This window comes from Streptococcus mitis (assembly GCF_003942795.1).
GTDB classification, from domain to species: Bacteria; Bacillota; Bacilli; order Lactobacillales; family Streptococcaceae; genus Streptococcus; species Streptococcus mitis_BJ.
This window is the reverse complement of sequence record NZ_RJNY01000009.1, coordinates 1-21,622: the sequence shown is the minus strand read 5'-3', so window position 1 is coordinate 21,622 and position 21,622 is coordinate 1. Positions and strand designations below refer to the sequence as shown.

General features: G+C 40.6%; 24 protein-coding genes and 2 tRNA genes. 11 read left to right on the top strand and 15 right to left on the bottom strand.

Translation table 11 applies throughout. From position 1 onward, the window contains the following. The first annotated feature begins 8 nt into the window (after positions 1–8). The 5 genes from trxA to queF all read left to right on the top strand — a co-directional run bounded on the left by trxA (position 9) and on the right by queF (position 2,840). Entirely contained in the window at positions 9–323 is a 315-nt protein-coding gene (gene trxA / locus D8847_RS05285) for a thioredoxin (protein ID WP_001029577.1), read from the top strand. A 202-nt stretch (positions 324–525) separates the two neighbouring features. Next, positions 526–1,179 carry a 7-cyano-7-deazaguanine synthase QueC gene (gene queC / locus D8847_RS05280; RefSeq protein WP_125840868.1) on the top strand — a complete coding sequence of 218 codons (654 nt, stop codon included), beginning with the start codon at positions 526–528 and terminating at the stop codon, positions 1,177–1,179. Continuing rightward, entirely contained in the window at positions 1,179–1,622 is a 444-nt protein-coding gene (gene queD / locus D8847_RS05275; RefSeq protein WP_125840867.1) for a 6-carboxytetrahydropterin synthase QueD, read from the top strand. The genes queC and queD overlap by 1 nt, the downstream gene beginning before the upstream one ends. Then, the gene (gene queE / locus D8847_RS05270) at positions 1,615–2,331 is read left to right on the top strand and encodes a 7-carboxy-7-deazaguanine synthase QueE (protein WP_125840866.1); all 717 of its coding nucleotides are present in this window, start codon (positions 1,615–1,617) and stop codon (positions 2,329–2,331) included. Before queD ends, queE begins: the two co-directional genes overlap by 8 nt. 17 nt (positions 2,332–2,348) lie before the next feature. Further along, positions 2,349–2,840, top strand: coding sequence for a preQ(1) synthase (queF, locus tag D8847_RS05265; RefSeq protein WP_125840865.1), 492 nt, complete (start codon positions 2,349–2,351; stop codon positions 2,838–2,840). Between the two features lie 253 nt (positions 2,841–3,093). Here the strand turns inward: queF and D8847_RS05255 are convergent, their stop codons facing one another. Then, positions 3,094–3,762 (bottom strand): MIP/aquaporin family protein, encoded by a 669-nt coding sequence (locus D8847_RS05255; RefSeq protein ID WP_125840864.1) that lies wholly within the window; start codon positions 3,760–3,762, stop codon positions 3,094–3,096. A 255-nt stretch (positions 3,763–4,017) separates the two neighbouring features. Here D8847_RS05255 and D8847_RS05250 point away from each other — a divergent pair, with 255 nt between their 5' ends. Beyond that, the gene (locus D8847_RS05250) at positions 4,018–4,782 is read left to right on the top strand and encodes a (S)-acetoin forming diacetyl reductase (protein ID WP_125840863.1); all 765 of its coding nucleotides are present in this window, start codon (positions 4,018–4,020) and stop codon (positions 4,780–4,782) included. A 178-nt stretch (positions 4,783–4,960) separates the two neighbouring features. Here the strand turns inward: D8847_RS05250 and D8847_RS05245 are convergent, their stop codons facing one another. The 5 genes from D8847_RS05245 to D8847_RS05225 form a co-directional block, all read right to left on the bottom strand. Continuing rightward, positions 4,961–5,275 carry a hypothetical protein gene (locus D8847_RS05245; protein ID WP_125840862.1) on the bottom strand — a complete coding sequence of 105 codons (315 nt, stop codon included), beginning with the start codon at positions 5,273–5,275 and terminating at the stop codon, positions 4,961–4,963. Next, positions 5,269–5,685, bottom strand: coding sequence for a hypothetical protein (locus D8847_RS05240; RefSeq protein ID WP_125840861.1), 417 nt, complete (start codon positions 5,683–5,685; stop codon positions 5,269–5,271). Before D8847_RS05240 ends, D8847_RS05245 begins: the two co-directional genes overlap by 7 nt. Beyond that, positions 5,673–6,956 (bottom strand): DUF2974 domain-containing protein, encoded by a 1,284-nt coding sequence (locus D8847_RS05235; RefSeq protein ID WP_125840860.1) that lies wholly within the window; start codon positions 6,954–6,956, stop codon positions 5,673–5,675. Before D8847_RS05235 ends, D8847_RS05240 begins: the two co-directional genes overlap by 13 nt. Positions 6,957–6,965: 9 nt before the next feature. Next, positions 6,966–7,643 (bottom strand): hypothetical protein, encoded by a 678-nt coding sequence (locus D8847_RS05230; protein WP_125840859.1) that lies wholly within the window; start codon positions 7,641–7,643, stop codon positions 6,966–6,968. Between the two features lie 172 nt (positions 7,644–7,815). After that, positions 7,816–8,478 carry a hypothetical protein gene (locus D8847_RS05225; RefSeq protein ID WP_125840858.1) on the bottom strand — a complete coding sequence of 221 codons (663 nt, stop codon included), beginning with the start codon at positions 8,476–8,478 and terminating at the stop codon, positions 7,816–7,818. 324 nt (positions 8,479–8,802) lie between these two features. On the opposite strand from D8847_RS05225, the gene D8847_RS05220 reads away from it, so the two are divergent. Beyond that, entirely contained in the window at positions 8,803–9,783 is a 981-nt protein-coding gene (locus D8847_RS05220; RefSeq protein WP_125840857.1) for a hypothetical protein, read from the top strand. 90 nt (positions 9,784–9,873) lie between these two features. Here D8847_RS05220 and pepF read toward each other — a convergent pair whose 3' ends face one another. The 7 genes from pepF to D8847_RS05185 all read right to left on the bottom strand — a co-directional run bounded on the left by pepF (position 9,874) and on the right by D8847_RS05185 (position 15,963). Next, positions 9,874–11,670 carry an oligoendopeptidase F gene (pepF, locus tag D8847_RS05215; RefSeq protein WP_125840856.1) on the bottom strand — a complete coding sequence of 599 codons (1,797 nt, stop codon included), beginning with the start codon at positions 11,668–11,670 and terminating at the stop codon, positions 9,874–9,876. 10 nt (positions 11,671–11,680) lie between these two features. Then, positions 11,681–12,424 (bottom strand): 16S rRNA (uracil(1498)-N(3))-methyltransferase, encoded by a 744-nt coding sequence (locus D8847_RS05210; protein WP_045616773.1) that lies wholly within the window; start codon positions 12,422–12,424, stop codon positions 11,681–11,683. 1 nt (position 12,425) lies between these two features. Next, on the bottom strand, positions 12,426–13,376 hold the full coding sequence (gene prmA, locus D8847_RS05205; RefSeq protein ID WP_125840906.1) for a 50S ribosomal protein L11 methyltransferase: 951 nt from the start codon (positions 13,374–13,376) through the stop codon (positions 12,426–12,428). A 137-nt stretch (positions 13,377–13,513) separates the two neighbouring features. Continuing rightward, complete coding sequence (locus D8847_RS05200) at positions 13,514–13,987, bottom strand: GNAT family N-acetyltransferase (RefSeq protein WP_084942952.1); 474 nt, start codon at positions 13,985–13,987, stop codon at positions 13,514–13,516. Continuing rightward, on the bottom strand, positions 13,980–14,411 hold the full coding sequence (locus D8847_RS05195; RefSeq protein WP_125840855.1) for an NUDIX hydrolase: 432 nt from the start codon (positions 14,409–14,411) through the stop codon (positions 13,980–13,982). Before D8847_RS05195 ends, D8847_RS05200 begins: the two co-directional genes overlap by 8 nt. Before the next feature lies 1 nt (position 14,412). Next, on the bottom strand, positions 14,413–15,474 hold the full coding sequence (locus D8847_RS05190; RefSeq protein WP_125840854.1) for a site-2 protease family protein: 1,062 nt from the start codon (positions 15,472–15,474) through the stop codon (positions 14,413–14,415). Between the two features lie 18 nt (positions 15,475–15,492). Beyond that, complete coding sequence (locus D8847_RS05185; RefSeq protein ID WP_023935667.1) at positions 15,493–15,963, bottom strand: DUF3013 family protein; 471 nt, start codon at positions 15,961–15,963, stop codon at positions 15,493–15,495. A 115-nt stretch (positions 15,964–16,078) separates the two neighbouring features. On the opposite strand from D8847_RS05185, the gene D8847_RS05180 reads away from it, so the two are divergent. The 4 genes from D8847_RS05180 to D8847_RS05165 all read left to right on the top strand — a co-directional run bounded on the left by D8847_RS05180 (position 16,079) and on the right by D8847_RS05165 (position 18,687). Further along, a complete protein-coding gene (locus tag D8847_RS05180; RefSeq protein ID WP_125840853.1) occupies positions 16,079–17,350 on the top strand; it encodes a replication-associated recombination protein A in 1,272 nt (423 codons plus the stop codon). A 264-nt stretch (positions 17,351–17,614) separates the two neighbouring features. Then, positions 17,615–17,687: transfer RNA gene (locus D8847_RS05175), tRNA-Lys, on the top strand. Positions 17,688–18,036: 349 nt separating this feature from the next. Then, positions 18,037–18,552: a DUF308 domain-containing protein gene (locus tag D8847_RS05170; RefSeq protein ID WP_000672740.1), complete on the top strand. Its 516-nt coding sequence runs from the start codon at positions 18,037–18,039 to the stop codon at positions 18,550–18,552. Between the two features lie 62 nt (positions 18,553–18,614). Further along, positions 18,615–18,687 (top strand) — tRNA-Lys (locus D8847_RS05165). Between the two features lie 140 nt (positions 18,688–18,827). On the opposite strand, the gene D8847_RS05160 is transcribed toward D8847_RS05165, so the two are convergent. Then, a complete protein-coding gene (locus D8847_RS05160; protein ID WP_001055011.1) occupies positions 18,828–19,916 on the bottom strand; it encodes an AI-2E family transporter in 1,089 nt (362 codons plus the stop codon). 9 nt (positions 19,917–19,925) lie between these two features. After that, positions 19,926–21,215, bottom strand: a complete 1,290-nt coding sequence (locus D8847_RS05155; protein ID WP_001062786.1) for a hypothetical protein — start codon at positions 21,213–21,215, stop codon at positions 19,926–19,928. Positions 21,216–21,622 lie beyond the last annotated feature (407 nt).

The following is a 21,622-nucleotide window of genomic DNA, read 5'->3' as shown; positions in this document are numbered from 1 at the left end:
GAAATACAATGGCAAAAGCAATTACAGATGCAACATTTGAACAAGAAACAAAAGACGGTTTGGTCTTGGTAGACTTCTGGGCAACTTGGTGTGGTCCATGTCGTATGCAAGGTCCAATCTTGGACAAATTGTCTGAAGAACTTTCAGAAGATATCTTGAAAATCGTTAAAATGGACGTTGATGAAAATCCAAACACAGCTCGTGCCTTTGGAATCATGTCTATCCCAACCCTTCTCTTCAAAAAAGACGGCCAAGTGGTGAAACAGGTTGCAGGTGTTCATACTGCAGAACAAATCAAGGCCATCGTTGCTGAATTGAGCTAATCACACGAGAGACCAAGTACTTTATTTGGTCTCTTTTTTCTTGCCCTTTGCCATTTTTCAAAAAATATGCTAGACTGTAGGTAGAATATTACGATGTTTGGGACATGCCATCGCTAAAAAAAACCTCTACTTGGTATTTTTTAGCTCCCCTCAAGGGAGCTTTTTGCGTGCTCTGAACATTTCCCATTTTGGAAGGAGTACTATGAAACGTCAATCAGCCTTGGTCGTCTTTAGCGGCGGTCAAGATTCCACAACCTGCCTCTTTTGGGCTAAAGAACACTATAAAACAGTTGAAGCCGTCACCTTTGCCTACGGCCAACGCCATCATCTCGAAATTCAAGTTGCTGAAGAAATCGCTAAGGAACAAGGTATTCGTCATCATATCCTCGATATGTCTCTGCTAGGGCAAATCACTGAAAATGCCCTGACCTCTGATCTGGAAATCGAGCAAAAAGAGGGAGAGGTTCCCAATACTTTCGTTGATGGTCGCAACCACCTCTTTTTGTCCTTTGCGGCTGTTCTTGCAAAGCAACGTGGCATTAAAGATATCGTGACAGGTGTCTGCGAGACAGACTTCTCAGGCTATCCTGACTGTCGAGATGCCTTTGTCAAATCCCTCAATGTTACGCTCAAGCTTGCTATGGATTACGACTTTGTTATCCAAACACCCCTCATGTGGCTAGACAAGGCTGAGACTTGGGAATTAGCCGACCAACTCGGTGCCTTTGACTACGTTCTTGAAAAAACCTTGACCTGCTACAATGGGATTATCGGAAGTGGCTGCGGTGATTGTCCAGCCTGTCACTTACGCCAGCATGGCCTTGATGTTTATCTCTCACAGAAAGGAGAGGGCTAATGTTTTTTGCACCCAAAGAAATCAAACAGGAAACTGGGGAGTCTCTTGTCTACAATCCTCACAGAACCTTGGTATCAAAAGAATTTACCTTTGACGCTGCCCACCACCTCTTTCACTATGAAGGAAAATGCAAGTCCCTGCACGGCCACACTTATCATTTACAAATCGCTGTCAGTGGATTTTTGGATGAACGGGGCATGACCTACGATTTTGGAGACATCAAAGCTATCTACAAGGACTTCTTAGAACCCCATTTGGATCATCGCTATCTCAATGAAACCCTGCCTTATATGAACACAACTGCTGAAAATATGGTTTACTGGATTTTTCAAACCATGAGTCAAGAGTTGCCAGACGAGCGCGGTCTCCGTATGGAATACGTTCGCCTCTATGAAACTCCGACTGCCTTTGCAGAGTTTAGACGGGAGTGGTTAGATGACTAGGGAACGTGTCCTCAAACTACCAGTTCTGGAAATTTTTGGCCCTACCTTTCAAGGTGAAGGTCGTGCTATCGGGCAGAAAACCATGTTTGTCCGCACTGCTGGTTGCGACTACCACTGCGACTGGTGCGACTCTGCCTTTACTTGGGATGGTTCTGAAAAACCTACTCGTATGACAGCTGACGAGGTCATTGCTGCCTTGGATAAACTAGGAGGCTACGATTACGTTACCCTATCTGGGGGAAATCCTGCTATCCTAGCAGCCAACATGGCTGAACTGGTCACTAAGCTCAAGGAACGTGGTGTCACTCTGGCTGTTGAGACCCAAGGCTCCCGCTGGCAAAATTGGTTAAAAGATATTGATCAGGTCACTCTGAGTCCCAAACCTCCTTCATCCAAGATGGAAGTCAACTTCGAGACCTTGGACTTTATCGTTTCCCAACTAGATCCAGACAAGGTCACCTTTAAAATCCCTGTCTTTGACGATGCCGATTTGGCCTTTGCCAAAGGGATTCAAGAACGCTACCAACCAGATGTTCTCTTCTTATCAGCAGGAAATCCTGAGCCCAAGGCTACAGGCAATATTGTCCAAGACCAACTAGACCGCCTCAAAGAACTCTGGGAACGCGTCGCTGCTGACGATAGCTGGGGCAATGTCCGCGTCCTTCCTCAACTTCATACCCTCCTCTACGATAACCAACGTGGGGTTTAAATTAGAAAGAAAAAATCATGTCACAACAAGAAGAAATGAAAAACCTAAGCCTACTAGGCAACAAAGAAACCAACTACATCTTTGACTATCAACCAGATATCCTCGAATCTTTTGACAATCGTCATGTGGAAAATGACTATTTCATCAAATTCAACTGTCCTGAATTTACCTCGCTGTGCCCTATCACTGCTCAACCAGACTTTGCGACGATTTATATTTCCTACATTCCTGACAAGCTCTGTGTCGAGTCAAAATCCCTCAAACTCTACCTCTTTAGCTATCGAAATCATGGAGATTTTCATGAAAACTGTATCAACACCATCGGGAAAGACTTGATCAACTTGCTAGACCCTCGCTATTTGGAGGTATGGGGAAAATTCACTCCGCGCGGGGGCATTTCAATCGACCCCTACTACAACTACGGTAGATCTGGAACCAAGTATGAAGGCTTAGCAGAACAACGCCTCTTCCAACACGACCTTTACCCAGAGAAAATTGACAACCGTTAAACTCATACTCAATGAAAATCAAAGAGCAAACTAGGAAGCTAGCCGCAGGTTGCTCAAAGCACTGCTTTGAGGTTATAGATAAGACTGAAGAAGTCAGCTCAAAACAGTGTTTTGAGGTTGCAGATAGAACTGACGAAGTCAGTCACATATATAATCAAAGGCGAAGCTGACGTGGTTTGAAGAGATTTTCGAAGAGTATCATACGAAAAAGCCCTGTTCCTCAAAACGAGGAGCAAGGCTTTTTGAGTTTCAATTATTCTTCTGTTCCAAGAAAGTTTTTCGCAACAAGGGCTGCAAGAATACCACCAACGATTGGGGCAAGGATGAAAATCCATACTTGTTGAAGGGCTGCGCCACCTACCAAGACAGCAGGAGCCAAGCTACGAGCTGGGTTTACTGAAAGTCCAGTGATGTTCAATCCCACAAGGATCAAGGCTGTCAATGACAAACCGATTACCAAACCAGCGATTGCGCCATTACCTTTGCTTGCTGAAGTGACAGTCATGATAACTAGGACAAACAAGAAGGTTGCGATGACTTCAAACAAGAATCCACCAAAGACAGTGACACCGTTTGCCAAGGCATTTTCGCCAAGACTAGCAGTCGACATACCTGAGTTAGACAAGAGGAAGAATACTGCAGCTGACGCAAGGAAAGCTCCAACCACTTGTCCAAGGATGTAATTTACAAGCTCAGAAGATGACAAACGTTTGTTTACAAACATAGCGATTGAAACCGCTGGGTTCAAGTGAGCACCTGAAACAGTTCCGATTGAGTAAGCTGCAACTACGATTGCCAAACCAAAAGCAAGAGCAATCCCAAGGTGCCCAACACCTTCAACACCATTTCCAAAAACAACAGCTCCTGTTCCGATGAACACAAGCATAAATGTACCGATTAATTCAGCAACAAATTTTTTCATGATAAGTCTCCTTTTTTTCGAACTATGTATTAGTCTATCAAAAGAAGGAAAGGGTTTCAAGAAAATTGACTGGAAATTTCAGGTTAGAATTCTGTAAAAACGGTAGTGATTTTTTGAAACATTTTTTTCAAAGGTGTATACTAATAGCGTAGTTTTGATAGGGATTACAAAACCCATTATAAAAGCTCATTTGTAAACCTTTGCTGTTCTTTTATGAACGTTTGAATGGTATCGTAAATACCAAGGAGGAATCATATGTCTAAAGTTGCTATTGTCACAGGTGCAGGTCAAGGAATCGGTTTTGCAATTGCGAAACGATTGGTTCAAGATGGCTTTAAGGTAGGAGTCTTAGACTACAATCCCGAAACAGCCGAAAAGGCTGTTACCGAATTATCAGCTGAAAATGCCTTTGCTGTCGTAGCTGATGTTTCGAAACAGGCAGAAGTTGCCCAAGCATTTCAAAAAGTTGTTGACCATTTTGGTGATTTGAATGTTGTCGTAAATAACGCTGGTGTTGCTCCAACTACTCCTCTTAATACAATTACTGAGGAACAATTTACACGTACTTTCGGTATCAACGTTGGTGGTGTCATTTGGGGTTCACAAGCTGCACAAGCGCAATTTAAAGCGCTTGGCCACGGAGGTAAAATTATCAACGCAACCTCTCAAGCCGGTGTAGTCGGTAATCCAAATCTAACTGTTTATGGTGGAACCAAATTTGCTGTTCGCGGAATTACGCAAACATTAGCACGTGATTTAGCAGACTCAGGCATAACTGTTAACGCCTACGCACCAGGTATTGTTAAAACACCAATGATGTACGATATCGCTCATGAAGTTGGTAAAAATGCAGGAAAAGATGACGAGTGGGGTATGCAGACATTTGCAAAAGATATTACCCTAAAACGCCTATCTGAACCAGAAGATGTGGCTGCTGCTGTCAGCTTCCTCGCAGGACCAGATTCAAACTACATTACAGGACAAACCATTATCGTCGATGGTGGTATGCAATTCCATTAAGATACAGGAAAAGAGGTTGAAAAATGATTCAACCTCTTTTATTAGTTTTCATTATCAGGTAGGAGTATATTTTCTCAGTACCTCTACATTTCTAGTAACTTATCAAAAAGCCATCCGAAGATGACTTTGAATAGGAATATTTGGAAAAATTGGAAAGGAACATGGCATATTTAAAGCACTATTTTTTCTTTTTCGGAGTTAAATCTTCAAAAGATGTACTATTTTTACTAATAGTCTCGCTAATGGCTTTTTGTCCTAAACCATTAATTGAACTATCCATTTGAGCTGCTAAAGTCGTTACAGCTGTCTTATTTGTCATAGCAAGAACTCCTATCTCCTCATCGTACTTATCTACAATACCTTTTCTACCTGATTTTATAGGAGGAGCACAAAATGCTTTGATAGCTGCTCTTTCTAATGTTTTTTTGATTTCTCGTCTGGCTGATTCTGACATGGGTCCAATCAAATCATCTATGACTAAATCCACTAGCATTTTTTCTGCTCCCTTTCTAACTCGTATAGATTTCTTCTTTGACTATAACTCTCTTCTAACTCTTTTTCTAAGCGAGAGCGCTCTTTTCGATACTGAGTCTGCAACTCTTCATCTTTTGCTTCTATTTTAGCATATTGACGAAAATACTCACTCCTGGTCTCAACTGCATAAGATTCCAATAACATCAGAAATTGGTGGTGTTCCCCATCATCTCCAGAATTCTGTCTACCAAAATCATAAGCGATGTTCTCAAACTCCTCATATAGTCTGGTCAACTGAGAGCGATTATCATCCAAATTTTCATATGATTCTTCTATTTTCTTCTTAGCAGTTCTATAGTCATCCTCCAAAGACCAAAGACCATCTTCTTGCTTTTTTATTTTAATTTGAATTTCTTCTAGTTTGTCCATTGATTAATATCCCTTGCCAAGCTTTCATCTCCTTCAACTGCTTGTTCAACACCCTTCTGAATATTCGTTTCCAGATCCGTAAAGGCTTTTACAATCTCAGCTGATTTACTTACTTTTTTATCAAAATGTCTCTGAGTCTCCCCCACAATACTATCATACGTTACCCCAGCTTCTGCATAGACATCCTCTATCTCATCATAAGTTAATTCTGTGACGAACCACGGAACTTCCTTACTTTTAGCGTACAGTGTTTCAGCATCCGCAACTGCTTTTTTCGCCACTGCCTCAATCTCGCTGTGTCCGTTGCTGACACTCTCTGTCATTGCTGTCGCAACAGCTGTTGCTTGGATGCTATCCAAGAAAAACATCTCATGGCTATTTATACTACCATCTGATAAAAATTGAGTATTCAACTGCTTTAGAAGTCCGTTTTTGACACCTTGTAGTTTCTTCAGGGTCTCATAGTTCTTCTTTTCAAGTCCAGTCATCTTCTCTGGACTCTGTTTTTCCAAAATATCCTTGATTTGGTTAATTTGATCTTTATCACCCGTAATATCTGGATCAATACTGTGTCCACCGGAATTTTCAAGTAGATAATCTTCTCCCAAATATACACCCAAAAGAGGCATAGAGATATTGTTAAGAAAGTCATCTTGAGTACGGATTCGTACCACTTGACCTGTGAATGTTTTTTGTTTATTGATTATCTTCTCCCTTGCCGAATCCCAAGGAGTTAGGTAATCTATGATTCTATCTTTAGATTCGATAAGACCTTCTAAATAGAGAGGCGCTGAGTTATATACTACAGTACGGGGAGCGTTATACTCTAAGGCCACCCTCTGAGCGATGTTCCCTCCTAAAGAATGCCCGGTAAGAGTAATATTATCCCCATATCTCTGTCGAATCCTTTCATAAAATGTGAAAGCTTCATCATAATGATAACCGAACGCCATAATTATCCCACCGACATCTGTAGCGACATCCTTGGCTATGTCTGCATTAGGATTCGTTCCCGTATAGGCAATAATCACTTCTCCACTGTCCTTATCTAGAAAGGCTGTACCACTTGTTCCAGTGGAATCATCATGAAAATCATCTAGATATTGGAGGTTGGGAGGGAGAGGTTTACTTCTATCTACTGCATCAAGAAGTTGTTTTCTATCATCATGTCCAATTTCAGGTTGGTTAACCCGCACATTCTCAAATTCATAAGTCAGATTTGCTGCATCTAGAGTGGCAATACCACTGTTCACTGTATCCTTCTTACTCATACTTCTCTCCTAATTCGATACTCTCTCCTTAAAATAATAACCATCATTAAAATCAACAGTAATAGAATAGTAATAAAAGTCATCTAATCTCAAAGAACTACCAAATCCTAGCACTGTTTCAGCTTGTTGCTGTTTATTAAAATATTGGTTAATCGTTGTGTTTTTAATAATGTAATCTATATCAAAAGAACCATTGTTTCCGTTAAAATGTTTGTTTTTTAATGATAATTTGCTTAAAAATTCTTTATCTATACCAAGTTTTTGAAACAAGAAACCCTCAAACTTCCATATTTTTTTAGCGGTTTCTTCATCAGAAAAAATAAATTTGTTGTCTACATATTGAACACTTACTACCACTTCGTCGCTCTTTGGTGCATCATCCTTTGCTGGAATTTTAGCAAGGGTACCCGTTATTGTATGCGATGTTGCATCACCTTTCAGCTTAATTTCTGTAATATAATTATCGGGTCCATCACTTTTCTTTTTAAAATAGACCTGCTCAATCTCAAACCCTTCTGGAAATTGCTTAAACAAGTCAAAGAGATTTTCGGTTGGATAGACACGACTAACCTCAGAGACTTTGTTCTCAATCCATTCTCGGCTGTTCTTATTTTCTCCACATCCTGTTAGTCCTATCATTATCAATCCCCCTAAAAGTAATATTGTGAGAAACATGCGTTTTTTCATAACCTTCTCCTTATTTATGATATTCAACAAAATAGCTAACCGTAGTTCCCTTATAGTATACCATAAAAGCAATATTCCCTTGCATCTTGTTCAAATTCGTAAGTCAGATTAGAAGCATCTAAAGTTGGAATTCCACTATTCACAAATTTTTCATCTACCATTTTATTTCCTTTTAATTTGATACCGTTTCTCTAAATATATAAATACTATCGTAGCTGACAGTTACTGAATAATAGTAATAATCGTCGTTTCGGTATGAACTTCCAAAACCTAATGTTACTTGTTCATTTTCATCTTTTTTAAAATACTGATTGATAGTTTGATTCCGAACCAAATAATCAATATCAAATGCTCCATTATTGCCATTATAACTTTTGGATTTCATAGACATTGAAGATAAAAATGAATGATCAATCGTTAACTTTTGAAATAAAAATCCGTCAAAAGGCCATATTTCTTTCGCCTTCTCCTCATCAGAGAAGGTAAATTTCCTATCGATATAATCTACTTTTATTGTTTCTTCTGGCTTTTCAGTAATATCATCAGAAGCACGTGTTTTAGTTAGTAATCCAGAAATTGTTTGATTACTACTATCTCCTTGTAAAGTTATTTCGATGATATAGGTTCCACGTTTTATAAATACTTGATTTACTTTGAACCCTTCCGGAAATTGCTTAAACAAGTCAAACAGATTCTCGGTTGGATAGACTCGACTGACCTCAGAGACTTTGTTCTCAATCCATTCTCGACTGTTCTTATTTTCTCCACATCCTGTTATTCCTATCATTATTAATCCTACTAAAACTAACATTGCGAAAAACATACGTTTTTTCATAACCTTCTCCTTATTTATAATATTCCATAAAACAGCTGACCATAGTTCCCTTATAATATACCATAAAAGTAGCTTTTAAAACTGAATTCATTAAACTAGATAAAATTTCTTCCTTACTCCACACTGGTGTATAGTAAAAAATCAAATAAAAATCCTTTTCTACTTATCGTTCAAAAACATTAAAGTCTTTCAAATATTTATCCAAAACTGCTTTGGATAAACTGAATTCTTCCATCATACCTTTTACTAGCCAATCGTACAAAAAAATGAAGAGAATGGTATAATAGAGAGACACAATATACGTTATTGCTAAAGGAGACTAAAATGAGAAAAAAGTTTAGAGTTTATTTTTTAACTACTGCTACAATTTTAGCATTCGCCCTTATTGGCTGTTCATCAAATTCCTCAACTACGGCTACTAATCACTCTGAGGACTCACAAAGGACTGAATCCTCGACCTATCATAAGAAAGATGTAACTGGCCCTGCCGCTTCATTTGACTGGAATGCCAAAGTTGAACCTACCAACTATGAGAGAACCTTTGTTGAAACCAACAGTGGCAGTCAATTTAATAAAACTTTAGATCGCACGAAAGAGGCGACTGAGAATCTTGAAAAAAAGAAAAAGGAAATTTCGGATCCTAAGGTTCAAACAGCTCTCAAATTAGTGGATGCCGTCTTTGTTAATCAAGAGAATTTCGACCTAGTTGTGAAATCAGCGGGTGCTAGCAATCAAGAAGAGTTATTTGATAAGATTTGGAACGAATATTTAGCCCCTGAGTTAACTAAAATCCGTCCGAATTTTTCAAATGATACCATCTTTGAGTATAAGGGAGAAAAATATCCTCTGAAAATTTATGCACCAATGTTTTTCAAGGTCAACACCAATGCATTAGGAAAAGCAGGTGCCTATACTCTTGAAGATTACAAGGTAGAGGGCGACTTGGTTTATTTGAAATTTATGTCTCCAGCTGTAGATACTTACCAATATGAAGTCAAAGCATCCTATCACACAGACCGTCTCGAATTCTTTCAAGGACTGGTAGAAGAACAACAAAAGGTTCTTGAAACAGACTATGCTAAAGCTCTAAATATTCGATTTGTTTATCAATTAGCGGCGCTTGATTTTAAAGCGAATAACTATGTCGATTTAGAGGGAATGGATTATCTTGATCGCAACACTCATTACCTCGCCATAAAAGTGGATAATAATGGAGAAGCTAGCCTTGATAATGAAAATCTCGCCAACCTTTTACAAATTAGCATGAAGGCTTCAAATGAAGCCAATAAAGGAAAATTTGAATAAATCTTTAAAGCATGAAAAAATCACCTAAAACAGGTGATTTTTGTGTATTCATCTTATCATAAACCGTCTTAAATCCGACACTGGATACCCTTACTCTCCCAACTGGGCACTGTAGGCGATGATCTGATCAACTGTGTCAGACAAGAATTGGATGGTATCACGAAGTGGTTTGTCTGTTGAAATATCAGCACCTATAATCATGGCTGACTCAAGTGGTGTCTTGCTACCACCTAATTTGAGGAGATTGAGCCAATCTTCAGCTCCATTCTCAGAGTTTTTAAGATGGAGGTAACCAGCAGTCGAAATAACTAGTCCCGCTGAGTAGGTATAGCTATACAAGCCCATGTAGTAGTGAGCTTGGCGCATCCAGGTCAGAGCTGCATCATCATCAATCTCAATAGCATCTCCCCAGAAATCCGTCAAGACTTCCTTCATAATGCTGTTGAGCTTGCTTGCTCCAAAGGTCTCCCCTTCTTCAATCAGTGTATAAACCTTACGCTGGAAGGCTGCTTCCAAGAGGTGGGTGATAAAATTATGGAAGTAGGTATCTGTCAAGCGGTGGGCAAGGGCAAAGCGTTTTTGACGTGGGTCATCAGACTGGTGCTCCAAGTAGTCACTTAACAGCAACTCATTGAAGGTTGATGGCGCTTCGACATAGTAGGTCGACATGTGGGCGTTGAAGTAGCTTTGATGATTGTCAGAAAAGATGAATTGACCAGAATGCCCGATTTCATGAATCAAGGTATAGACATCGCTCAAACGGCCTGTCCAGCTCATGAGGACATAAGGGTGCACGCGATATGGATCCGCTGCATAACCACCAGAATCCTTGCCACTATTGGCAGCAAAGTCCACCCAGCGTTCTTCTTGATAGCGAGCAACTTCCTGACAATATTCTTGTCCCAAAGGTTCTACTGACTTCATGACCAAATCATAGGCGTCATCAATAGTCACTTCAGGATTAAGGGCGCTGTCCAAGTCCAATTTCCAGTCTGCAAAGGTCATCTTTTCAAGACCATTGACCTTGGCAACATGCTTGAGGTATCTCTGAGCAACTGGTGCAAAGTCCTTCATGATGAGGTCAATCTGACGGTCAAACATGGCACGGTCCACTTCTTGCTCAGCTAGAAGATAATCAAAAACCGAGTCGTAGCCCTTCATATCTGCCAACAGTTTTTCAGACTTGACCTGAGCTAAGTAGGCTGCCGCAGCCGTATTTTGGTGCTTACGAAGTCCCTCTGAGAAGGAACGGAAAGATTTCTCACGAACTTCAGCGTCCTCGTGGTTTTGGTAGAAATTCTCATAGGTAACAAAGCTGTTTTTATAGGTCTTGCCATTGACTTCAAAGTCAGCCATTTCAAAGTCCCCAGCTCGCATCTTAGTATAAATATCCTGTGGACTGTAGAAAACTTCACCCAGATTTGTCAAAGCCTTCTCCACATCAGCCCCTAGATAGTGGGCTTTTTTGATTTTAGCCTGACGAATGGCTGCCGTCAAATGTGGCAATTCACCCAAACGGTCCAAGACTTCCTCGTCTGCAACCACCAAGGCGTCATCAAAGAAGGTCAAGCCTACGCTGGCATCTGTTTCAAATTCCATCCCAGCTTGGGCGATATTGGCGAATTCTTCATTGCTATAGTCTGTCGTCTGAGGCATAAAGGCGTAATTGCCGATATGGCTCATCTGGATATAGACTTGCTCCAATTCCGCAAAGGCCTTCTCAAAATCCTCAAAAGTGTGAAGATTACCCTTGTAATCACAGCTAAATTGGTTGATGTCTTCGCGAGTCTTTTCGATTGCTCGCAAGAAATCCTCACGGTCTTGGTATAGGGCTGTTAAGTCCCAAAGTTCCTTTTCTGGAAATTCTGAACGGTGTTTTTGTTCCATCTTCTTCCTCTTATTTTTCTAATTCTACTAAAACACTAAGGGCTGATAAGGCATAAAGCGGGGCTGTTTCTGCTCGTAGGATACGAGGGCCAAGACCTGCCAAAATGGCTCCTTTAGCTTCAAAACTTTCAATTTCTGCTGGTGAGAGACCACCTTCCGGACCAAAGATAAAGAGCAATTTGGCTCCCTTTTCAAGACCAGCAACTACTTGTAAGAGCGCAGCGGTTTCTCCTTCTTTTGCTGATTCTTCATAGGCCACTACGATAGAGTCAAACTGGTCCAACTGGGCTAGAAAATCTGCTTTTTTCTCAAAAAGCTGGATACCTGGAACGATATTACGCTTGCTTTGTTCGGCTGCTCCAAGGGCAATTTTTTCTAGTTTTTCGGCTTTCTTGCCCAACTTCTTACCGTCCCACTTGGCGACTGACCAATCGGCAGGAAAGGCCCAGATTTGGCTAGCACCTAGTTCTGTTACTTTCTGAGTAATAAACTCCAGCTTGTCTCCCTTGGGAAATCCAGATGCGATAGTCACCTGGACTGGTAGTTCCACATTGTCAGTTAATTCTTGGACCAACTCAAACTGACGATTTTCCACATCTATCACGCGCGCCAAGCGCTTGATGCCATCATCAAAGACTAAGGTCACCTCATCCTCTTCTTTCAGGCGCATGACCTGAAACATATGCTTGCTAGTTTCCTTGTCCTTAATGGTGACAGGAGAGACTGCACTACCCTTGACAAAATACTGCTGCATGCTAGCCTCCAATCACACCTGAAATATCCTTGGTTTTCTTAAAGACACAGGCATTCCATTCCCCTTGAATCATGTGGGTTTCAAGGAAAAATCCAGCTGACTCAGCCGACTCGCGCACCATGTCCCACTTGTCCTTGATAATGCCACTCATGATCAGGTAGCCTTCGTCCTTGACCAAACGATAAGCATCCTCTGTCAGATGGATGAGAATATCCGCCAAGATATTAGCCACGATGACATCTGCCTCAATTTCCACACCCTTAAGCAAATCTCCTGCCGCTACATGGATATTTTCCATACCAGGGTTGAGCTCAATATTTTCCTGAGCAACACGAACTGCCACATCATCTAGGTCGTAAGCAAAAATTTCCTTGGCACCCAGTAGAGAGCTGGCAATAGAAAGGACACCCGATCCAGTACCCACATCTAGCACCGTTTCGCCACCACGAAGAACCTGCTCCAAGGCAAAGAGGCTCATCTTGGTCGTTGGATGCGTTCCAGTCCCAAAAGCCATGCCTGGATCCAGCTTGATAATCTTTTCTCCCGCAGTCGCCTCATAGTCCGTCCAGGACGGCACGATGGTCAAGTCATGAGTAATGCGAGCTAGTTCATAGTATTTCTTCCAGTTGTCAGCCCAGTCTTCCTCAGCCAAGGCAGTCGTGCCCATCTTGACTTCTCCTAAGTCCATAAAGTCCGTCAATTCTGCTAAGCGAGCCTTCAAGTCCATTTCAACCGTTACCACATCAACCGTATCAGGGTAGTAGGCTATCACTATGATTTCTTCTTGTTGCTCAACCTCTGGGAAAATCTCACCAAAACGGTCGACATTCCCCACATAGTCCATACTGTCTTCAATCGCAATACCTTGCGCTCCCAGCTCAATCAGGAGGTTGGAAACCAATTCCTCTCCCTCACGATTGACTGTAACTTTTAACTCTTGCCATGTTTCCATCATTAAGATACCAAGCCCGTAAAACACAAAGCCAAAATAGGAAACTCTCTGAAGACGCTTGTATCTAAGAGAAGTTTATCTTTTTTGCACAGTGTTTAGGGCGGGTTCAGTTTAGAAATGTAACCGAACCATCCTTTCTATTTATCAATCATTTTATTCATGTAAACCATATCCATACCTTCTTTTTCAGGCTCGATATGGGTTTGACGGTAGCCATTTTTCTCATAAAAGGCAACCATCCCCGCATCCTGTAATACCGTACACAAATCCCACTGTTTAATCGTTGGAAATTCCTTTTCCAGCAATCTCAATCCCTCAGAACCATAACCTTTTCCTTGATACTGGGGCAAAATCGCTGCCGTTCCCAACCAAGCTTCCGTCAATTCCTCATTGGTCTGAACTCGTAAAAATCCGATATTTTCGTCCTTTTCTTTCACAAAGTAGTAATAGCTATTGGGACGCTCAACCAATTTCCACTTGATTCGTTCACGATCCTCTAGATAGGGATCATACTCATCTTGGTATTTCTCATAGACTGCCTTAAAACTGGCTCTTTGAATAGAAATGATGGTTTCTAAATCTTCTGCTACTGCTCGTTCTAGTCTAATCATAGTTACTCTCCATATAATCCCTCACTCTATCCTGCAACTGGGGTACAACCCTATCTGAGCCAAGAAACTCCTCAATACTCATCATTTTATAGCCTTGTCCTTCATCACCAAAAACGATACTATCAAACTGTTCCTGCCTTAACTTGCCAACTAGAAAGATGGATTCCTTCCCCTCAAAAAGCATACTTGGGTAAACCTTACTCCAAAGCAGACAATCCTCAGTCAGATGAATTCCTAGTTCTTCGTAAACTTCACGCGCCGCGCACTCAAAAGGACTTTCATCACCCTCTCGTCCGCCACCTGGCAATTCCCATGTATTAGGGTATGGAATGTTTGATTTGTCATCACGCAAGATAGTTAAAATCCTATCCTCACAAAAGAGGGCAATTTTGCAACCTGTAAAATCAGAAATTTCTATTTCCATATCAAACTCCTTCAGCTATTTTCTTTTCCAACTCTGCTAACCAGCTTTCATAATAACGTTTCTCATCTCGCACTAAGCGGCTAGTTCCCATGTTTTGTCTAGCAATTTTTATAGCCTTGTCAGTCTGCTCCATATCTTTCTTTACCAGAAATTGATACCAGGCTTGCATGATCTGCATATCTGCCATTTTTAGAGACAAAAAGGATTTAACGCTTCGAATACTTGCATATTGCTCCGCTTTCTCATGATCTCCTTCAAGCAAGGCAATTTGAAGAAGGTATAATTGAGAAAGAGTTTGAGACATCGGATTATCAGTTCTATCTAATAAAGACTGAAAGTGTTTTTTGGCAGCATCTATCTGATTATCGAATATGAAAACCAGTCCCTGAAAAATTAGAATGCTTTCTGCAAAACTCCCTTTCGCATCCTCAGCAACAGGAATGATAAAGTCTTTCAAATCATATTCTTGAGGAGCTAGTAAGGTCTGGGCAGAATGCCTCAATACCATATAGGCGTACTTGGTATTTTCAGGGTGGTGTAGCAATTCCCAGATTTTTGCTCCATCGGTAATCCCAACTGGCTTAGCATTGATGAGAAGAAAAGATAGATTTAGACAAATCCAAGTAGCCGCAAAATACCAGTTAGCTGTCAAAAAACCATACAATATCGCCAATAAAATCAAGCCAAGATGAACCATCAAGCCACCTGCAAGCATCAGGATGATTCTTTGGTCGCTTTCATCTTCTTTCAATCCAATATACTGAGCACCAACATTTTTCAGAACGGCAGTTCGGCTAAGAGAAAACTTGCCTGACTTTTTGGTCAGAAGAAAATTCCCTAATCCAAAAGCCACCAGTCGATAGCCTGTCAGGTAACCGCAAAATGCGTGTCCCAGCTCATGAAGGATAAATATCAGATAGATGCTGAAGAAAGTAAATAGGTAACCTGGAACAAAGACAAACGAAAAGTCTAACTCTATAAAGGCAATTGTCCCAAAAGCAAATCCTAGCATCAAAAAAACGAAGGACAGACCAGAGATAAAAGACAAACCTATTTTCTTCATATACTTCCTCGCTAGTTTCTAATACCTCGGATAAGGATAAAATTCTCCTTCTTCCAAGCCGACTTTTCCTTCTTCAAAGACTTCTTGGTTCCATTCCATGACGAACTCTTCTGCTTCTGGGTCTTCCAAAAAGTCCATAAGCGCATCCAGCCCAACCTCTGCAGTGTCTTTGAGGAATAGCGCAAAATAAGCTAGAAACTCACGAGAAAAACCTTTTTTAGGTAGGTAAGGGATAACTGTCAAATAGTCTTCCTCATTGACTGTTGACTTGGCAGGATTGTAGAAAAGGACTGCTTCTTCAAAGAGGATATCGTCTGATGATACCTCTCCGTCCTCGTCCACCATCTCCACACCTGCAGCGTTTTGTGCTTCCAAAAGAAAACTCACTTCTACCGCATGGTTGCGCTTGTCCCAACTAATCTCAAAGTCAAAGGGAAAGTTCTTGTCCAATTCTTCCTCTAAAACATCTAAAAATCCGTATGTTGCCATTTTGTCCTCTTTCTATGCGACTCTTAAATCGCCCCGATTGCTCGGAAATATGCTAAAATAGATACTACCATCTTACCACATATACATCAGAAAATCCACGCTAGAAAGGACTGCTATGCCAGACAATCTCGCGCTTCGCATGCGCCCTAAAACCATCGATCAGGTCATTGGTCAGGAACATCTGGTCGGGCCTGGAAAAATTATCCGCCGCATGGTGGAAGCCAACCGCCTGTCCTCCATGATTCTTTATGGACCTCCGGGAATCGGCAAGACCAGTATTGCCTCTGCCATCGCAGGGACGACCAAGTATACCTTTCGAACTTTCAATGCGACAGTAGATAGTAAAAAAAGACTCCAAGAAATCGCGGAAGAGGCGAAATTCTCTGGTGGTCTCGTCCTATTACTAGACGAGATTCATAGACTAGATAAAACCAAGCAAGACTTCCTCTTACCTCTCTTGGAAAGTGGTCTGGTCATCATGATTGGCGCTACGACTGAAAATCCCTTCTTTTCTGTCACTCCTGCCATTCGTAGCCGTGTTCAGATTTTTGAATTAGAACCCTTGTCCAATCAAGACGTCAAAGAGGCGATTCAAATCGCTCTAACTGACCCTGAGCGTGGTTTTGACTTCCCAGTTGAGCTAGATGAGGATGCGCTGGATTTCATCGCAACCTCTACCAATGGAGACCTTCGTTCTGCCTTTAATTCACTAGATTTGGCTGTTCTCTCTACCCCTGAAAATGACAAGGGCATCCGCCATATCACACTGGATATCATGGAAAATAGCCTCCAGCGAAGCTATATTACTATGGACAAGGATGGAGACGGGCACTACGATGTCCTCTCTGCCCTGCAAAAATCCATCCGTGGCTCGGATGTGGATGCCAGTCTCCACTACGCAGCCCGCTTGATTGAAGCTGGGGATCTGCCTAGTCTAGCTCGTCGTTTGACTGTTATCGCTTATGAAGATATCGGCTTGGCCAATCCTGAAGCGCAGATTCATACCGTAACTGCTCTAGATGCTGCACAAAGGATTGGCTTCCCAGAAGCCCGCATTCTCATAGCTAATGTCGTCATTGATCTGGCCCTCTCTCCAAAATCCAACTCAGCCTATGTGGCGATGGACAAGGCCCTTGCTGACCTCAAAACATCAGGGCACTTGCCTATTCCGCGACACCTGCGTGATGGGCACTACAGTGGAAGCAAGGAACTGGGGAATGCCCAAGACTATCTCTATCCACACAACTACCCTGGAAATTGGGTCAAGCAAGACTATCTACCAGAAAAAATTCGTAATCATCACTATTTCCAAGCAGAAGATACTGGTAAATATGAACGGGCTTTGGCTCAAAGAAAGGAAGCTATCGACCGTTTGCGAAAAATCTGAAATCCTTTTCAAAAAATTGCACTTTCCTCTTGATTTTTTTTGAAAAAGTGGTATTATATAAACATAGAAACGCTGTGGTGTACGACTTCACACTTAAGTGTTGACCGACTATTTTTTGTATTATTAGGGAAACAAAAGTCTTCTAACAGCATGTAGGCCGTCTCACACGGAAACAGCTTCAGTTAGAGCGAGTTGCCCACCTGCTTAATTGCGCGGGTTCAATACAAACCGTGAAGTTTCGGCACCAATACAGCTTTTTTCTTTGCCTCCTTAGCTCAGCTGGCAGAGCAGCGGACTCTTAATCCGTGGGTCACAGGTTCGATCCCTGTAGGGGGCATCTAAATACAACAGGAAAAAGCCTTGNAAATCAAGGCTTTTTTTGCTTGTCTATAACTGATTTACCCCATCATTTGTCCCACATTTTAAATCTATCTTTTCTTTTTGAATCAAATTACATCTTTACAAATAGTGTAAAGCCAGTTACTTTTGCTTTGATTCCATACAATATTTTCATGTAGAGAAGACAAATTTTATCTTCTCTTTTTATTTTCAAAATAATAAAAACTGATTTTCTTTTCATAAATCAGACTGAAACTTCCAAATTTTCCATTTTGTTTATTGACATTTCCTCTAAAAAGGTGTATAATATTTTTATTATCAAACTATACTATATAGGGGGTATTGAAATGAAATTTTCTAATCGTTTACTGCTATTCCTTGCAGGAGTTGTTTTTGTCCTTTTAGGACTTTTCCTATTTACAAACCCAGTAGCTAATCTTGTTGCTTACAGCTGGTGGATTGCATTTGGTTTACTGGTTTCTTCTATAGCAGCTATTTTAGGCTATTTCTCTGTACCAAAAGAGCTTCGCTCACCAGCTCATCTTTTCCAAGGGATTGTTAATCTTCTCTTAGCTCTTTACCTCGTTGCCTATGGCTTTGTGACGCTGCCAGTTGTCATTCCAACTATTTTAGGAATTTGGTTAATTGTAGAAGCCATTATAGTTTTCTTTAAAGGCAATCGTCTGGGATTGATTTTCCCTATTATTGGCAACCATATCATGTGGATAGCGTTGCTTGCATTTTTACTAGGTCTAGTGATTTTGTTCAATCCAGTAGCTACAAGTGTCTTTGTCGTTTATGTCGTTGCCTTTGCATTTTTAATTGTTGGTTTCACCTATATCCTTGATGCCTTTCGTAAATAATCTAGCTGCCATTTTGGGCATATTAAAATAGCTGGGAAGTTACATTCTCAGCTTTTTCTGTTGCCTCCTTAGCTCAGTTGGTAGAGCAGTAGACTCTTAAGCTATGGGGCGCAGGTTCGAGCCCTGCAGGGGGCACATCTAAATCAACAGAAATAAGCCTTGAAACCAAGGCTTTTTTTAACGTCTAATAGCTTTTTGTAGAAAAGTATTTAAAAATAAAAGAGAAGAGAATCTCTCACTCTCTTCTCAGTATATCTTATTAAATTTAGTTTTTCTTAATCTAGCTGATTTTCCTTTGCAACGACAAATTCCTTAACCAATCGATAGATAACAGCAAATATCGGTGTAAAGAATATCATCCCAAGTAAGCCAAAGAGATTGCCTCCAATACTAGCAGCCGCAAGCGTGAAAATAGCTGGCAAACCAATAGATTGACCTACAACTCTAGGATAAATAAGGTTTCCTTCAATCAGCTGTATAACTTGATATAGAAGAAGAGAAAGTAAGGCTTGAGTAGGACTCACTGTGAAGATAAAAATCGCTCCCACAACACAAGCAATCATAGGCCCTACATAAGGAATGAACGATAGCACTCCTGCAAATATACCTGTCATTACCCCATAAGGTAGTCCAAACAGGCTGTAGCCAACCGCTATCATAACTCCTATGATGACTGCTTCAATCAGCTGACTCATCAAAAATTGGTCATAAGTCTCTAGTGCTACTTGTCCAATGTAAGTTAACTTTGTCACCACTTTCTCTGGAAATATAACTTTTAGAAGTCTACTCGTCATCGCTGCCAGATGTTCCTTACTGGATAAAAATAAAAAGGTAAATACTATAATCAGAAAGGCATTCATTATACTTGAAAAAATATTTCCTATATTACTAGTCAGACCGGATAAGAAGGTTATCAAAGCTTGACTAATAGAGCTAGACTGTCCCTGAATTCCTGATACGATAGTTGACAGCATGTCTTTGGTTACAAATTCCGAGCTGTCTAGCAATTTCCCAAGTTGAGTCAGGACTGTTGAAAGGACTGCTCCCAGCTGACTAATAGTCTGGGCTAGGGTTGGCAGCACCAAAACCAAAAGAGCAATCACGATTAAGATAAGAGCTAGGAAAACAAGTACCATGGCAATCGGACGACGCAACTCTGCCTTTACCTTCAATTTAACTAAGTACTGTTCAATTTTTTTCATAGGAACATTAAGCACAAAAGCAATAACAGCACCATAAATCAAGGTTGATATTACATCAAAGAGAGAGATTGCTCCTGATATAAAGCTCGATGCATTCAGAATTACAAGAGCAACCAGCCCTATAAAAAGTATTAACGGGGTGTATTTTTTTACTAAGTTCATAAATTCTCCTTAATAAACATGTTTAGATACGACTATACTATTTGGTTTTTCAAACTCTCGATTAAGGTAGGCTTGGTAAGTTCCTGGAGCGATAAATCCTTTGGGTGAGAGGATATCGGTGCCAGCCTGACCGACTATGGTATCAGCCAAGAGCACACAGTTTGTAGATAAGACAAAGTAGGATTTAAACTTAGATTTGATAAATTTATAAAGTTCCCCATCTGTCTCATGTCTGATTTTATAAGCGTAGGTGTAGTCTTCCTTACCATCACCTGTCATGATTTTATCTGCACTTGGCTCCCATGGAATCGTCAGTTGTTTCAATTCAGCCAACTTTTTCTGAACTGCTTTTTCCATTTCAGGCGTCAAATCTATCCCATAACCAAAAAGCGTTTTTTGACTCTCACGTTTACATAGGTCAATGTACTTGTCACGATCACAGAAATATAAGACACCATCTCCTACCATGCCAAATAAGGTCTCAGAAGACGGATCATAGTTGCCATAAGAAATAACACGGCCTTGATAGCAGATATCCACATGACCAATTGCCGAAAACAGAGAGGTCTCAGCTGTATGAACAAAAATTTCAAGCTCCGCTGTCTTACCAGACTTCACCATTCCAAGATGGATATCCTCTCTCTCATCAGCATTTTCCTGCATGAATTTGTTGATTTTTGCTAAAGTACTTGCAGGGATGAGAGCGGCTAGGACAATAGGTAAGCTCATTCTTACACGACGTTTGAGATGGTTTTTCCCAATTTCCTCCTCAAACAAGAAACCATCACGGATATTGGACAGACCATAAAGGAAAAAATAAGCCCCTAATACAAAGAGTTGAAAGACAGAATTTCCTGTAGAGGACAAAAGACTAGTCCCACCAAGAAAAACTAGTACGAGTCCATCTAGTAAGAGACGAAAACGAGGTCGAATTTTGTTTTTGCGGTAGAGAACATAGGTGACAAGGTTAATACTAGCATGAAAAATCTGATAAACTCCAATCACAAGAGCCAGAACATAAATCGGTATATCAGTCGCAAGATTAGAACCTAGCAAATATCCCAGCACTAACAATTTAACCAGTGCAACTCCCAAGGTATCCGTTGACTGGCTTTTTTTGAAAACTCTTAATAGCAAATCTACGACCGTTGCTATCCAAGCTAAAAACAGAACCAGGCGAATAACTGTTACTGGCAACCAAGTCCCCGTGACCATCAAGATGAGACCTAGCAGAACAAACAAGAACCCCTGAGCAAGTAATTTCTTACCTGTCAGACCTAAAGATAGAATTTTCGCCATATAAAAACCTTTCAACAATAAAAATTAAACACTCCGATTAAACTGACTAGTAAATAGCCAACACTACAAACAGCCTGTGCCAGCAACATATGGTGACTAGAAATGACTGTAGTAATGTCACCATCTTGTCTTATGCACTTCTAAAATTTGTTATATTGATTAGAAACCAGAGCTTATAAAAACTAGCTAAACTCGAGAGATAGACACAATTGCGACGAAAAAATGTATAACCAATTCAACTTGTTAAGGTAAGAAAGTGTAGTAATGTCACCATCTTGTCTTATGCACTTCTAAAATTTGTTATATTGATTAGAAACCAGAGCTTATAAAAACTAGCTAAACTCGAGAGATAGACACAATTGCGACGAAAAAATGTATAACCAATTCAACTTGTTAAGGTAAGAAAG